This is a genomic window from Sideroxyarcus emersonii (assembly GCF_021654335.1).
GTDB lineage: Bacteria > Pseudomonadota > Gammaproteobacteria > Burkholderiales > Gallionellaceae > Sideroxyarcus > Sideroxyarcus emersonii.
In genome coordinates, this window is the sequence record NZ_AP023423.1 from 484,109 (window position 1) to 497,179 (window position 13,071).

Consider the following 13,071-nt stretch of genomic DNA (forward strand, 5'->3'; position numbering starts at 1 on the left):
TCTGCCTCTAGCCTAGTCGGTGAGCCGCTCTGCGATTCTGCACGATCTCGCGGAAAGTGCCGCTCTCCTGAATGGAGCCGCCGGCGTAATGCACGAACACGTCGTCCATGTTGGCGCCATCACCCAGTTCGGCGCGCAGTTCTGCAGGCGTGCCGACCACACTGATCTGCCCCTTGTGCATGATCGCCAGCCTGTCGCACAGCGATTCAGCCTCTTCCATGTCGTGCGTGGTGATAAGCACCGTCATGCCGAAATCGCGTCGGAGGTCGCGTAACCGCTCCCACACCGTGTGACGCGCAACTGGATCGAGACCGATCGTCGGTTCGTCCAGAAACAGGATCGCAGGGCGGTGCAGCATGGCCTGGGCCAGTTCGAGTCTGCGTATCATGCCGCCGGAATAGGTGCGGACCAGCTTGTTGGCTGAATCGACGAGGCCCATGAATTCGAGCGCGCTCCGAATGCGCTCTTCCCTTTCGCTCTTTGGCAGGTCATACAGCTTGGCGGACAAGCGCAGATTTTCGTAGCCGGTCAAGGCGCCATCGGCAGACAGCAGTTGCGATACATAGCCTATGCGGCGGCGTACATCTGCCGGGGATGAGATGATGTTGAAGCCGCCAACCTCGGCCATCCCCGAACTTGGAGACAACAAGGTCGTGAGCATCTTGATGACGGTGCTTTTCCCGGCGCCGTTCGCACCGAGCAGGCCGAAAATTTCACCATATGGAACACGTAATGCGATGTGATCGACCGCGATCACATCGCCGAACCGGCGCGTCAGTCCGGAAGTGTGGATCGCAAATCTGTCGGGCGGGTCGATGTTCATATTTGTGTATATTATGCACTCCCATATTCCAGCCAGACAGTCCCGCATGAACAAGCAAACCGGATCAGGCTCCTCCGCTATCGCCGATGCAATCTTTTCCAGCAACGCGGGGCGCGATCCCGAACGCGTGGCCATGAAATACGCCAAGATGGCGCAGAGTCCGTTCATCTTCCTGCGCGGTGCCTGTCACCTGTTCTACGAGGCGCTGCCGGACACGCCGATTTTCCGCGCGGCACCGCTGGCCTGGTGTTGCGGCGACCTGCATTTCGAGAATTTCGGCAGCTACAAGGGCGACAACCGGCTGGTGTATTTCGATATCAACGATTATGACGAGGCCGCATTGGCGCCATGCACCTGGGACATCGTCCGCCTGCTGACCAGCATCCAGTGCGGCGCGGATGCCTTGCATGCGACACAGGCGGAAGCGCTGGCGGCCAGCCAGAGCTGCCTGGAGGCATACCGCAATGCGCTCATCAACGGCAAACCGCTCTGGGTCGAGCGGGAAACTTCCAGCGGTCTGGTGAATGCACTGCTGACCAACCTGCAGGGGCGCGAGCGCGCCGCATTCCTCGACAAGCGCACGGTACGCAAGGCGCGCCGGCGCAGTCTGATCGTGGATGGGGTGAAAGCACTGCCGGCATCCGACATGCAGAAACAGGCGGTCACCGAATTCATGGCGCATTTTGCCGCTGCGCAGCCGCAGCCGGGGTTCTTCGAGGTCCTCGATGTCGCACGCCGCATCGCCGGAACCGGCAGCCTCGGTGTGGAACGCTTCGTGGTGCTGGTGGAGGGCAAAGGTTCGCCCGACGGCAACTATCTGCTCGACATCAAGGAGGCCAGGCCGTCGGCGATGGCGCCGCATCTCGCTCGCATCGGCATCGGGCAGCCGGCCTGGGCTGACGAAGCGAGCCGCGTGGTGGCTGCCCAGAAACGGATGCAGGCGGTGAACCATGCCTTCCTGCAGCCGGTCCGGCTCGGCAGCCTGCCCTGCATCCTGAAAGGATTGCAGCCGACGGAAGACCGGGTGTCCATCGGGGAGTGGGGCAAGAAGCTGGAGCGGCTGAAGGAGGTGGTGGCGACCATGGGGCGCATCCTGGCATGGGACCAGTTGCGCGCTTCGGGCCGCTCCGGTGCGGCATGCGCCGACGAACTGATCGCCTTCGCACAAGGCGATGGCTGGATGGCCGAGATGCTGGGTGCGGCAACTACGATGACGCGGACGACGCGGCAACAATGGCAGGAATTTGCCGCCGCGTCGGTCAGCCAGGCGGCCGTGGAAGCAAAGCGATGAGCCGGCAGGGGCAGGATGGCGCGTCATTTTCGCGGGCACTGCGCAAGCATCTCGACGGTGACCTGGCGGCAGCAGAGGCGATTTACCGGCAACTCATCCATGACGCTGTGGATGAGCCGCAAGCCAGGCACTATCTGGGGTTCCTGCTGCAGCAGAGCGGCCGGCTGCAGGAGGCGTTCGAGCAGCTGACGGCCGCCATCGCCCTGGACGACAGTCATGCCGAGTGGCATTTCAACCTGGGTATCGTGCTGTTGCGGCAAGGGCTTGCTGCCGCCTCCATCGAGGCGCTGAATCACGCCATCGCCATCGATCCGGGCAAGTATTTCTACTGGACCAACCTGGGGGCCGCATTCGAAGCGAACCAGGAACTGGCCCGCGCCGAACAATGCTACAAAGTGGCGATGGACATCGATCCGGACAGCCCCGACGCGTACTATCTGCTCGCGGCCTTGTGCCTGCAGCAGCAGCGCTTCGGTGAGGCGCGCCATTTCAATCATCGCGGCATCGTGGCGGCGCCGGCGGACAGCACTTCGAAATTGATGCGTGGCCAGGCGTATTACGAATTGGGCCGGACAGACGATGCCATCGCACTGTTCGAGGGCTGGTTGCGGAGCGAACCGCATAATGCGGTAGCCGCACACCTGCTGGCCGCCTATCGCGGCCAGCAGGTGCCGCAACAATGCAGCAGCGAATATGTCGAGCAGACCTTCGATGCCTTCGCAGAGACTTTCGAGAACGTGCTGGGCAGGTTGAAATACAGCGGACCGCGCCTGGTACAGGAGTATCTGGCCGCGCTCGACATTCCTGCAGCCAGCCTGAGCGTGCTCGATCTCGGTTGCGGCACCGGCCTGGTAGGCGAAGTGTTGCAGCCTCATGCGCGCGAACTGGTTGGCGTCGATCTCAGCCAGGCCATGCTGGATCAGGCCGCCGCCAAACAGCTGTACCGGCGGCTGCACCGCTCCGACATCGTCGGGTTCCTGCGTGCCGGCCACGACCGCTACGATCTGGTCACCTGCATGGACACGCTGACCTATTTCGGCAAGCTGGACGAAGTTTTCGCGCTGATCCGGCGCACTCTGGTGCCCGGCGGCCTATTGCTCTTCAGCACCGAAAAGTTGTCCGGTGCATATGCATGCGATTATCGCTTGAACATCAGCGGCCGCTACAGCCATCATCAGGATTATCTGGCGGCGGTATCGGATGCGGCCGGTTTCACGATCCGGAAGATGGAGGATGTCGCGATCAGGAACGAATCCGGCTGCCCGATCGAAGGGCAGTTCGTCTGTGTCAGCCGGAGGGAGTGACCGCCGGGGCGTCCTGTCTGGCCGGTCGGTTCAGCTCGCATTCTTCCTGCTCTTCTTGTCGTCTTTCTGGGCGGGAAAGCCCGGCAGGCCCTGCAGGTATTTCTCGCCGATCTGCTTGCTCTCCTCGTGCAGGAATTTCAGGAAAGCCTGGGCGACTACCGACAGCTGCTTGTCCTTGGGATAGGCCCAATACCAGTTGCGCCGTATCGGAAAGCCCTGCACATCCAGATAGGCCAGCTCATCGCTGTTGCGGTCCAGCGCGAGGGTGTGGGCCGACAGCACGGCGATGCCGAGGCCGCTGGCCACGGCCTGCTTGATCGCCTCGTTGCTGCCCAGCTCCATCCTGACCTTCAGTTGCAGTCCGCGTTCGGCGAAAAACTGTTCGGTGGACAGGCGGATGCCGGAACCGGGTTCGCGCATCAGGAACGGCTCTTCGGCCAGCCGCTGGGGCGAGATGTTCTTCTCCTTCGCCAGCGGATGGCTGCTGGCCGCCAGTACCACCAGCGGATTCTCGAGGAAGGGTTCGATCTGGATGTCCATGTTCTCCGGCGGCGTGCCGAGCACATAGATGTCGTCCTGATTGTCGGCCATGCGCTGCAGGATCCGTTCGCGGTTGGTCACCTTGAGCGAGACGTCGATGCCGGGATAGCGCTGGCAGAACAGGCCGAGCAGGCGCGGCACGAAATATTTCGCCGTGGTGATCACCGCCACGCGCAGTTTCCCGGCTTTCACTCCCTTCATGTCCGAGACCAGCATCTCGAAACGGGACAGCCCTTCGAAAGTGTCGCGGCAGACCTTGAGCAATTCGCGCCCGGTGTCCGTGAGGTATATCCGCTTGCCGATCTGTTCCAGCAGCGGCTGGCCGACGATGTCGGTCAGCTGCTTGAGCTGTATCGAGACGGTCGGCTGGGTCAGATACAACTCTTCGGCGGCGCGGGTGTAGCTGAGGTTGCGCGCCACGGATTCGAATACCTTGAGCTGGCGCAAGGTGGCGTTTTTCATCATGGTGTCATGCCCGGTTGATCATAGATGGGAGTCTATCGTTAGCATCGAAAATTACAATTATTATTTATGGTTGGTCTTGTCTACAGTAGCGACACGCTCTTCGGAGCCATCGGTCTTCCATAGCGGAGGATATCTGTTCAACCTGAAAGAAGGAGATTGCAATGGCAGTCAAGACCTATAACGCCGGAGTCAAAGAATACCGGCAAACTTACTGGACGCCGGAATACACCCCGCTGGATACCGACATTCTCGCCTGTTTCAAGATCACCCCGCAGCCCGGCGTGGATCGCGAAGAAGTCGCTGCTGCGGTCGCGGCTGAATCTTCCACCGGCACCTGGACCACGGTGTGGACCGACCTGCTGACCGACCTGGATTATTACAAGGGCCGTGCCTATCGCATCGAAGACGTGCCCGGCGATGATACCTGTTTCTATGCTTTCGTTGCCTATCCGATCGACCTGTTCGAGGAAGGCTCCGTGGTCAACGTGCTGACTTCGCTGGTCGGCAACGTGTTCGGCTTCAAGGCGCTGCGCGCCCTGCGCCTGGAAGACGTGCGCTTCCCCATCGCTTACGTCAAGACTTGCGGCGGCCCCCCCCAGGGTATCCAGGTCGAGCGCGACAAGATGAACAAGTACGGCCGTCCGCTGCTGGGCTGTACCATCAAGCCCAAGCTGGGGCTCTCCGCCAAGAACTACGGCCGTGCCGTGTACGAGTGCCTGCGCGGCGGCCTGGACTTCACCAAGGACGACGAGAACGTCAACAGCCAGCCGTTCATGCGCTGGCGCGACCGCTTCGAGTTCGTGCACGAAGCCACGCTGAAAGCCGAGCGCGAGACCGGCGAGCGCAAGGGCCACTACCTGAACGTGACCGCGCCGACGCCGGAAGAGATGTACAAGCGCGCCGAGTTCGCCAAGGAGATCGGCGCACCGATCATCATGCACGATTACCTCACCGGTGGTCTGACCGCCAACACCGGCCTGGCCAACTGGTGCCGCGACAACGGCATGCTGCTGCACATCCACCGTGCCATGCACGCCGTGCTGGACCGCAACCCGCACCACGGCATCCACTTCCGCGTGCTGACCAAGGTGCTGCGCCTGTCCGGCGGTGACCACCTGCACTCCGGCACCGTGGTCGGCAAGCTGGAAGGCGACCGCCAGGCGACGCTGGGCTGGATCGACACCATGCGCGACGAGTTCATCAAGGAAGACCGCAGCCGCGGCCTCTTCTTCGATCAGGACTGGGGCTCCATGCCCGGCGTCTTGCCGGTCGCCTCCGGCGGTATCCACGTATGGCACATGCCCGCGCTGGTGACCATCTTCGGCGACGACTCCGTGCTGCAGTTCGGTGGCGGTACGCTGGGTCACCCGTGGGGCAACGCTGCCGGCGCGGCAGCCAACCGTGTCGCGCTGGAAGCCTGTGTGGCAGCCCGCAACCAGGGCGTGGCCGTCGAGAAGGAAGGCAAGTCCATCCTGACCGAAGCCGCCAAATCCAGCCCGGAACTGAAGATCGCCATGGAAACGTGGAAAGAGATCAAGTTCGAGTTCGACACCGTCGACAAGCTGGACGTGGCCCACAAGTAAAAATGCAGGTCGGGTAGCGCGAAAGCGGTACTCGGCAATTCATACAACGTTGGGTCACGGCCATGCCTGACCCAAGCTACAAAAGGATGGAATCATGAGCGAAGTAATGGATTACAAATCACGTTTGTCCGACCCTGCCAGCCGCAAGTTCGAGACATTCTCCTACTTGCCGGCAATGACCGCCGACCAGATCAAGAAGCAGGTGGAGTACCTGGTTTCCAAGGGATGGAATCCCGCCATCGAGCATATCGAGCCGGAATACCTGATGGACTCCTACTGGTACATGTGGAAGCTGCCGATGTTCGGCGAGACCGACGTGGCCAAGGTGCTGGCCGAAGCGGAAGCCTGTCACAAGGCCAACCCCAACAACCACGTGCGCCTGATCGGCTACAACAACTTCAACCAGTCCCAGGGCGCCGCGATGGTGATCTTCCGCGGCAAGACGGTTTAAGTCCGGCTGATCGAACCGGTTCCCGCCGTGTCCTGCGGCACGGCGGGGTCTTCCGGGCCGGCAGCGCATGGACGCAAGCGCCTTCGGCGACGGCGCTTCCGCCCCTGTGTTGAATGACAGATGGAGATATTCATGAGCGACATCATCAAGCAATACCGTATCGAAAAAGAGCCTTACTACCGTCCGGTTGCCGACGAGGTGGAACTGTTCGAGGCCGCCTACAGTGTGCGCATGCCGATGATGCTGAAAGGCCCGACCGGTTGCGGCAAGACCCGTTTTGTCGAGCACATGGCCTGGCGGCTGGGCAAGCCGCTGATCACGGTGGCCTGTAACGAGGACATGACGGCTTCCGACCTGGTCGGCCGCTTCCTGCTCGATGCCAACGGCACGCGCTGGCAGGATGGGCCGTTGGCGATCGCCGCGCGCCATGGCGCGATCTGTTATCTGGATGAGGTGGTGGAAGCGCGCCAGGACACCACGGTGGTGATCCACCCGCTCACCGACAATCGCCGTGTGCTGCCGCTGGAAAAGAAGGGCGAGCTGATCCAGGCGCATCCGGACTTCCAGCTGGTGATCTCCTATAACCCCGGCTACCAGAGTCTGATGAAGGACCTGAAGCAATCCACCAAGCAGCGTTTCGGCGGGCTCGACTTCAATTATCCGGAGCACGCGATCGAGACCGAGATCATCTCGCATGAGACCGGGGTCGGCGCCGACGTGGCGGGCAAGCTGGTGTCCATCGCCGAGCGTGCGCGCAATCTCAAGGGGCACGGCCTGGATGAAGGCATCTCGACGCGCATGCTGGTGTACGCGGCCAGCCTGATCGCCGCCGGTGTCGATCCGGTGAAGGCCTGCCGCGTGGCGCTGGTACGCCCGATCACGGACGATCCCGATATGCGCGATGCGCTCGACGCGGCGGTCACCACGTTCTTTTGATCATGCGGCTTGAGTAGAAGCGCATTGTGCGCCCAGGCTGTTTTGCCACGTTCAGGATGGTGGAGTAACCATGGCTATCAATTTCGAAGACTATCAGGAACTGCTCGACACGCTCTCGCCGGACGTGCAGGAAAGCCTGCGCGCAGCCTGGCTGGAAGCTGGCAAGGTCTTCAGCGCACGCGGCCTGGACAATTACCTCAAGGGTGCCGCTGCGCTGCAGAGCCTGGGCAAGGGCGAAGAACTGGTCGCCACCTGGATCGACCATGTCCCGCTGGTGGCCAAGGAGATCGGCGAAGATGCCGTGCCTGACCTGGTGCAATCCGCACTGGCGCTGGCTTCCAAGACCTCCGGTTCGGTGATCGAGCTGGTGCTCAGTACCGCCCCCACCGCCGCCAACCGCCTCGGCGACGAGGCGCTGTTCCGTGCCTACCTGCAATTCCTCGCCCAGCTGCTGGCGCAGGCTCCGCGCGGCGTGCGGCCGATGCTGGAAAACCTGGAAACGCTGTTCAGCCAGCTCACCTTGGGCGGCCTGCGCCGATGGGCGCTGTGGGGCGCGCATGCACACCGTACCAACTATCCGGAGCAGGCCAGCTATTTCAGCCTGCAGTCCAGGGAATCCCAGGCCATGCTGCAGAAGGAGCGCAAGGGCACGCTCTTCATCGATGTGCAGCGCCGCATCAACATGTATCTGCGTGCCCTGTGGGCCAGGGATTTCTTCATGAAGCCGACCTCCGGCGATTTCGAGTCGCGCGAAGGCTATCGTCCCTATGTGGAGGGCTACTTCATCCACCTGCCGGACGCGTATGACGATTACGCCATCGGTGGGCACAAGCTGCCGGGACTGGAGATGTACCGTGCCGCGGCAGCGCACAGTGCGGCGCATATCGTCTACACGCGCGAGCCGATCTCGGCCGAGGCGCTCAATCCATGGCAGATGGCGGTGATAGGGGTGATCGAGGACGCCCGCGTGGAAACGCTGGCAGTCAACAAATTCCCCGGCCTGAAGAAATTGTGGGTGCAATTGCATGCCATCGAGGCGAAACAGGGCAATACGGCGGGCGATTACCTCAACCGCCTGGCGCGCGCGCTGCTGGATGAAAGCTATGCGGACAACGATCCGTGGATCGCGCAGGGACGCGTGCTGTTCAAGCAGGCCGCGGATCGCCTCGACAGCAACCAGGTCTCCTGGGACATCGGCGTGCAGCTGGCGCACGAGTTCCGCGGCAAGCGCATCGCCTTCAATCCGCGCAGCGATGTGCTGACTGCACCCTACCGCGACGACAATCGCTATTTCTGGGAATTCGAGGAGTTCGATTTCGACAAGGCGATGGCTGCCGGCTATGAAGCGCCGAAGCAGGTGCGCAAGCACGTCAGTCTGATGGAGTTCGCCAACGAACTCGATGTCGAGACCGCAGGCGACGATGCGGAAGAGATCTGGGTGCTCGGCACCGAGCTGTTCCCCTATGAAGACATGGGCAAGTCGTTCAACGAACTGGAAGGCAGGGAACCTGTCTCCGAGCCCTACCACTATCCGGAGTGGGACTACCAGATCCAGCTGGAGCGTCCGGCTTGGGCCACCGTGCTGGAGAAGCGGCCCAAGGCGGGCGACCTGCAGCTGATCGACGATATCGCCGCGCAGCACAAGCGCACCATCGGTCGGCTGAAATTCCTGCTCGATGCGCTGCAGCCGCAGGGCGTGACGCGCATCCGCAAGCTGGAAGACGGCGATGAACTGGATGTCAATGCGGCCATCCGCGCCATGATCGACATGCGCATGGGGCAGCAGCCGGATCCGCGCATCATGATGCGCTCGGTGCGCAAGGTGCGCGACATTTCGGTGATGGTGCTGCTGGACCTGTCGGAATCCACCAACGAGAAAGTCAGCGGGCAGGACTACAGCGTGCTCGATCTGCAGCGCCAGGCCACCGTGCTGCTGGCCGACGCGATCCACAAGATCGGCGATCCGTTCGCCATCCACGGTTTCTGTTCCGACGGGCGTCACAACGTGGAATATTTCCGCTACAAGGATTTCGACCAGCCTTACAACGAAGCGCCCAAGGCGCGGCTGTCCGGCATGCGCGGCCAGCTGTCGACGCGCATGGGCGCGGCCATCCGCCATGCCGGCCATTACCTCAAGCTGCAGAAGTCGGCCAAGAAACTGCTGCTGGTGATCACGGATGGCGAGCCGGCGGATATCGACGTGCGCGATCCGCAATACCTGCGCTACGATACCAAGAAGGCGGTGGAGGAGATGGCGCGCAGCGGCATTACCACTTATTGCATGAGCCTGGATCCCCGTGCCGACCAATATGTCTCGCGGATTTTCGGGGCCAGGAATTACATGGTGGTGGACCATGTCGAAAGGTTGCCGGAGAAGCTCCCGTTGCTTTATGCAGGCCTGACACGGTAGGGCGAATGGTCTTGCCCGGGCAGGCATGGAAATGAATGTGTGGCGGAAGATCCCGGCAGGCCGGCTTGTGCAGCAAAATTTGGCGTGGCGGCCGTAACCAATTGATGCAGGATGGGCGAAATGACACAACAAACTTATGTCGGTGTGGACGAGGATGAGAACGGCGGCCTGACCCACCTCGGGCGCATGGTGCGGGATGCCTGGGTATTCGGGCTCCTGCCCGAAACGGAAACCTGTGCAGGCTGGGATGCGGCCCGCATGCAGGGCCTGTACGAACGGGTTTATGCCGCATGGGAGCCTTATGCGCATCTGCCCAGCAGTCTTCCGGAGGCCCTGCGCGAGCGGCACGCGCGTTTTTATTCGCAGGCCATCACGACTGCGCGCAAAGAGGGATGGGATCCCGAACTGGGCGAGGATGAATAAGTCGCTTACCCGGGGGCGGGGAATTTGAGTACCCGCGCCGGGCCGTCCATGCGTTCCTTGCCGGCCACTTCGTGCAATGCGCGAGGCAGTTCGGCTTGCAGGCGGGACATCAGCTGTGCCGAATCGGGCCGGTAATAGAGCGCCTGATAGGGGACCGGTTGGTCCAGTGCGTTGCGCGACTGGGGATGGAAATCGCGCCAGGCAATGTCGACCCAGCATTTGCGTGCGCCGTCGATGAATACGAACTCCTCTGCATCCAGTATCGCCAGATACTGCATCGCGCGTATCGGGACGAACACGCAGCCGCCGGTGCTGCGGGCCAGCAAGGTATGGGCCAGGTTGTAGATCGCAGCAGGCAGGGAACGGGACTCGCGCGCCAGTTCGGGATCGCGGTAACAGATGATTTCCATGCGCACTCCTGATTGTGGATGGGCTGAAATGATTATAGCCATGCTTGAGCGGTCCTGATGAATACGCGGTAGGAAAATGAAGCTGTATACAACCCATGGAGACAATGTATGAAGAATCCAGAAATACTGGTCGGTATTCTCACCGGCAGCCCCAACGATCTGCCGGTCGTGGCCAAGGTACGCGACACTCTGACCGAGCTCGGCATCGCCAGCGAGATCGTGGTCGCCTCCGCCCATCGCACGCCGGACAAGGTGCTGGCCTATCTCGAACGCGCGCATCGTGAGGATGTGCAGGTGCTCATCGGCTGCGCAGGCATGGCGGCGCACCTCGCAGGCGTCATTGCCGGCCATACGCGCTTGCCGGTGATCGGCCTGCCGCTTTCCGGCGGTGTCATGTCCGGTCTCGATGCGCTGTTGTCCACGGTGCAGATGCCGCCCGGCGTGCCCGTCGCCACCGTGGCGGTGGACGGTGCCAGGAATGCCGCCATGCTGGCCGCCCGCATCCTGGCGCTGAAATTCCCGGAGATCAACGCCGCGCTGGAAGCGGCGGCGAAAAAGGAGCGCGCACGCTACGAGCAGTCCGCGGACGAGGCACTGTCGAAGTTGCGCGCCAACAAATAAGGGAACCGCCATGCCGCTCGTCCACCTGGCAGATATGGTCAATCATGCGCACCGCCACAATTACGCGGTGGGGGCGTTCGGCGTGCACAACCAGGATTTCCTGGAAGGAGTGATGCAGGCTGCGGAGAACAGCCGTGCGCCATTGATCCTGAACCTGATCGAGTCGCATTTCGAGACCCATGACTTCGACCTGTTCGTGCCGACCGTGGTGGCGGCGGCGCGCCGGGCTGCAGTGCCGGTGGCGATCAATTTCGACCATGGCAGCAGTCGGGCGAAAGCCGAACACGCCATCGCGGCTGGCTGCAACGCGGTGATGGTGGACACTTCCGCACTGCACTTCTCTGAGAATTTGCAGCAGACCCGCGACATCGTCGCCATGGCACATGCCTGCGGCGTGGCGGTCGAGGGCGAGCTGGGCTATGTGCCGGGTGTGGAGGGGGAGAGCGCCGAGGAGCATCCGGGCGAGCTTGCCTATACGTCGGCGGTCGAGGCTAAGGCGTTCGTCGAGCGCACCGGCGTGGATTGCCTGGCCATCTCGATCGGCACGGTGCACGGCCATATGAAGGGCTCGCCCAAGCTCGATTATGCCCGGCTGTCGAAGATCCACGAGACGGTCGACGTGCCGCTGGTCATCCATGGCGGTACCGGCCTGACGGACGAGCAGTTCAGGCGGCTGATTTCGCATGGCGTGTCGAAGATCAACTACTACACCGGTCTTGCCGATGCGGCCGGCCGGCGTATCCGCGAGAATGCCGCCGCCGACAAGAGCGGCGGTTACAACGCCTTGCAGGCCGGCGTGCGCGATGCGGTACGCGAAGAGGTCGAGCGCTGCTTTCGCATCTGGGGGTGCGGCGGACGGGCGGCGGAGGTGCTGGCGCAATGCCGTCCGTGGCAGGAGGTGGAGCACGTCGTGCTTTACGCTGCGGGCAACGGAGTGTCCGACAGCGATGCCGCCGCGCTCATGCGCGAAGGCAAGGAGACGATGCGGGCGATTCCCGGGGTGCGCAACATCCGCATCGGACGGACGCTGCAGCGGGACGGGAAATACCATCACTGCTGGCTAATCACCTTGGCCAGCCCGGCTGCGCTGGAGGTCTACCAGAACCACCCGGCGCAGCAGAACTTTGCCCGCAAGGTCTTCCTTGCCGTGGCGTCCGACTGGGTCACGCTGGAGTTTGCCGAGATATAGCAGCTATCTCTGCAGGCTCGATATCGAAAGCCAGGACCTGGCAGGAGCGCTCCTGATACCGGAATTCGCCGATTCTTGACATCCCCAGGCCGTCGATGTGCGCGCGCAGCGATGCTTCATTGTCGTTGGCCACGAAAGCCACGCCCGCAGCATACCGGCCATCCATCTCGCGGTGCAGGTGCCGGTACATGTTGCGCAATATGCTGCGCCCCCGGTAGGCGACATCGATGCACACCGGGCCGTAAACGAAAACCCTGTTCTCGTCGACTGCGCGCTCGTGGAAGCGGTATCGCGGCAGATTGTCGACCATGTGCCTGACAATGTCCGGCTGGCCGGTCCAGTCGCAACGCGATGCGCATACGAATCCAGCCACCTGTCCGGCATCGCTGGCGATGACGATGCCCAGGCTGTTCGCCATGTCGGCGATCTGTTGCAGGCCGAACCGGGCCGACAGGAAACCCTGCTGTCGATCCGCAGGCGTGGGGTTCTCCCGGTAGTAGCTGCCGGCCAAAGCGCAGATGCCGGGATAGTCGGCTTCGGCAGCGCGGCGTATCTCCATGGTTTGATCCATTTTTATCATCGTGCCGTTGTGGGGGAACATCGTCCATGCATACCGATTGTGGCA

The 13,071-nt window shown here is 62.2% G+C and carries 13 protein-coding genes; 9 read left to right on the plus strand and 4 right to left on the minus strand.

Going from position 1 to position 13,071, the window contains the following annotated elements; all coding sequences use genetic code 11:
• Window positions 1-7 precede the first annotated feature (7 nt).
• Entirely contained in the window at window positions 8-823 is an 816-nt protein-coding gene (locus L6418_RS02310; protein WP_237247868.1) for an ABC transporter ATP-binding protein, read from the minus strand.
• Between the two features lie 46 nt (window positions 824-869).
• Between L6418_RS02310 and L6418_RS02315 the strand changes: the two genes are divergently transcribed.
• Entirely contained in the window at window positions 870-2,114 is a 1,245-nt protein-coding gene (locus L6418_RS02315) for a DUF2252 domain-containing protein (protein ID WP_237247869.1), read from the plus strand.
• Window positions 2,111-3,418: a tetratricopeptide repeat protein gene (locus L6418_RS02320; protein ID WP_237247870.1), complete on the plus strand. Its 1,308-nt coding sequence runs from the start codon at window positions 2,111-2,113 to the stop codon at window positions 3,416-3,418. The genes L6418_RS02315 and L6418_RS02320 overlap by 4 nt, the downstream gene beginning before the upstream one ends.
• Before the next feature lie 30 nt (window positions 3,419-3,448).
• On the opposite strand, the gene L6418_RS02325 is transcribed toward L6418_RS02320, so the two are convergent.
• Window positions 3,449-4,420 carry a LysR family transcriptional regulator gene (locus L6418_RS02325; protein WP_237248690.1) on the minus strand — a complete coding sequence of 324 codons (972 nt, stop codon included), beginning with the start codon at window positions 4,418-4,420 and terminating at the stop codon, window positions 3,449-3,451.
• 164 nt (window positions 4,421-4,584) lie between these two features.
• On the opposite strand from L6418_RS02325, the gene L6418_RS02330 reads away from it, so the two are divergent.
• From L6418_RS02330 to L6418_RS02350, 5 genes are all read left to right on the plus strand, one after another.
• Window positions 4,585-6,006: a form I ribulose bisphosphate carboxylase large subunit gene (locus L6418_RS02330; RefSeq protein ID WP_237247871.1), complete on the plus strand. Its 1,422-nt coding sequence runs from the start codon at window positions 4,585-4,587 to the stop codon at window positions 6,004-6,006.
• 94 nt (window positions 6,007-6,100) lie between these two features.
• Window positions 6,101-6,457: a ribulose bisphosphate carboxylase small subunit gene (locus tag L6418_RS02335; RefSeq protein ID WP_237247872.1), complete on the plus strand. Its 357-nt coding sequence runs from the start codon at window positions 6,101-6,103 to the stop codon at window positions 6,455-6,457.
• Window positions 6,458-6,589: 132 nt separating this feature from the next.
• Window positions 6,590-7,393: a CbbQ/NirQ/NorQ/GpvN family protein gene (locus L6418_RS02340; RefSeq protein ID WP_237247873.1), complete on the plus strand. Its 804-nt coding sequence runs from the start codon at window positions 6,590-6,592 to the stop codon at window positions 7,391-7,393.
• A 70-nt stretch (window positions 7,394-7,463) separates the two neighbouring features.
• Window positions 7,464-9,803 carry a nitric oxide reductase activation protein NorD gene (locus L6418_RS02345; protein ID WP_237247874.1) on the plus strand — a complete coding sequence of 780 codons (2,340 nt, stop codon included), beginning with the start codon at window positions 7,464-7,466 and terminating at the stop codon, window positions 9,801-9,803.
• 120 nt (window positions 9,804-9,923) lie between these two features.
• Entirely contained in the window at window positions 9,924-10,226 is a 303-nt protein-coding gene (locus tag L6418_RS02350) for a hypothetical protein (RefSeq protein ID WP_237247875.1), read from the plus strand.
• Between the two features lie 5 nt (window positions 10,227-10,231).
• On the opposite strand, the gene L6418_RS02355 is transcribed toward L6418_RS02350, so the two are convergent.
• Window positions 10,232-10,636, minus strand: coding sequence for a hypothetical protein (locus tag L6418_RS02355; protein WP_237247876.1), 405 nt, complete (start codon window positions 10,634-10,636; stop codon window positions 10,232-10,234).
• Between the two features lie 108 nt (window positions 10,637-10,744).
• Here L6418_RS02355 and purE point away from each other — a divergent pair, with 108 nt between their 5' ends.
• Window positions 10,745-11,257, plus strand: a complete 513-nt coding sequence (gene purE / locus L6418_RS02360) for a 5-(carboxyamino)imidazole ribonucleotide mutase (RefSeq protein WP_237247877.1) — start codon at window positions 10,745-10,747, stop codon at window positions 11,255-11,257.
• Between the two features lie 10 nt (window positions 11,258-11,267).
• Window positions 11,268-12,446 carry a class II fructose-bisphosphate aldolase gene (locus tag L6418_RS02365; protein WP_237247878.1) on the plus strand — a complete coding sequence of 393 codons (1,179 nt, stop codon included), beginning with the start codon at window positions 11,268-11,270 and terminating at the stop codon, window positions 12,444-12,446.
• Here L6418_RS02365 and L6418_RS02370 read toward each other — a convergent pair.
• Window positions 12,421-13,017: a GNAT family N-acetyltransferase gene (locus L6418_RS02370; RefSeq protein ID WP_237247879.1), complete on the minus strand. Its 597-nt coding sequence runs from the start codon at window positions 13,015-13,017 to the stop codon at window positions 12,421-12,423. The two genes, L6418_RS02365 and L6418_RS02370, sit on opposite strands and share 26 nt — an antisense overlap.
• Between the last annotated feature and the right edge of the window lie 54 nt (window positions 13,018-13,071).

Coding starts and splice junctions, on each gene's coding strand:
- L6418_RS02310 (WP_237247868.1), bottom strand. CDS start 823: ATGAACATCGACCCGCCCGACAGATTTGCGATCCACACTTCCGGACTG.
- L6418_RS02315 (WP_237247869.1), top strand. CDS start 870: ATGAACAAGCAAACCGGATCAGGCTCCTCCGCTATCGCCGATGCAATC.
- L6418_RS02320 (WP_237247870.1), top strand. CDS start 2,111: ATGAGCCGGCAGGGGCAGGATGGCGCGTCATTTTCGCGGGCACTGCGC.
- L6418_RS02325 (WP_237248690.1), bottom strand. CDS start 4,420: ATGAAAAACGCCACCTTGCGCCAGCTCAAGGTATTCGAATCCGTGGCG.
- L6418_RS02330 (WP_237247871.1), top strand. CDS start 4,585: ATGGCAGTCAAGACCTATAACGCCGGAGTCAAAGAATACCGGCAAACT.
- L6418_RS02335 (WP_237247872.1), top strand. CDS start 6,101: ATGAGCGAAGTAATGGATTACAAATCACGTTTGTCCGACCCTGCCAGC.
- L6418_RS02340 (WP_237247873.1), top strand. CDS start 6,590: ATGAGCGACATCATCAAGCAATACCGTATCGAAAAAGAGCCTTACTAC.
- L6418_RS02345 (WP_237247874.1), top strand. CDS start 7,464: ATGGCTATCAATTTCGAAGACTATCAGGAACTGCTCGACACGCTCTCG.
- L6418_RS02350 (WP_237247875.1), top strand. CDS start 9,924: ATGACACAACAAACTTATGTCGGTGTGGACGAGGATGAGAACGGCGGC.
- L6418_RS02355 (WP_237247876.1), bottom strand. CDS start 10,636: ATGGAAATCATCTGTTACCGCGATCCCGAACTGGCGCGCGAGTCCCGT.
- purE (WP_237247877.1), top strand. CDS start 10,745: ATGAAGAATCCAGAAATACTGGTCGGTATTCTCACCGGCAGCCCCAAC.
- L6418_RS02365 (WP_237247878.1), top strand. CDS start 11,268: ATGCCGCTCGTCCACCTGGCAGATATGGTCAATCATGCGCACCGCCAC.
- L6418_RS02370 (WP_237247879.1), bottom strand. CDS start 13,017: ATGGATCAAACCATGGAGATACGCCGCGCTGCCGAAGCCGACTATCCC.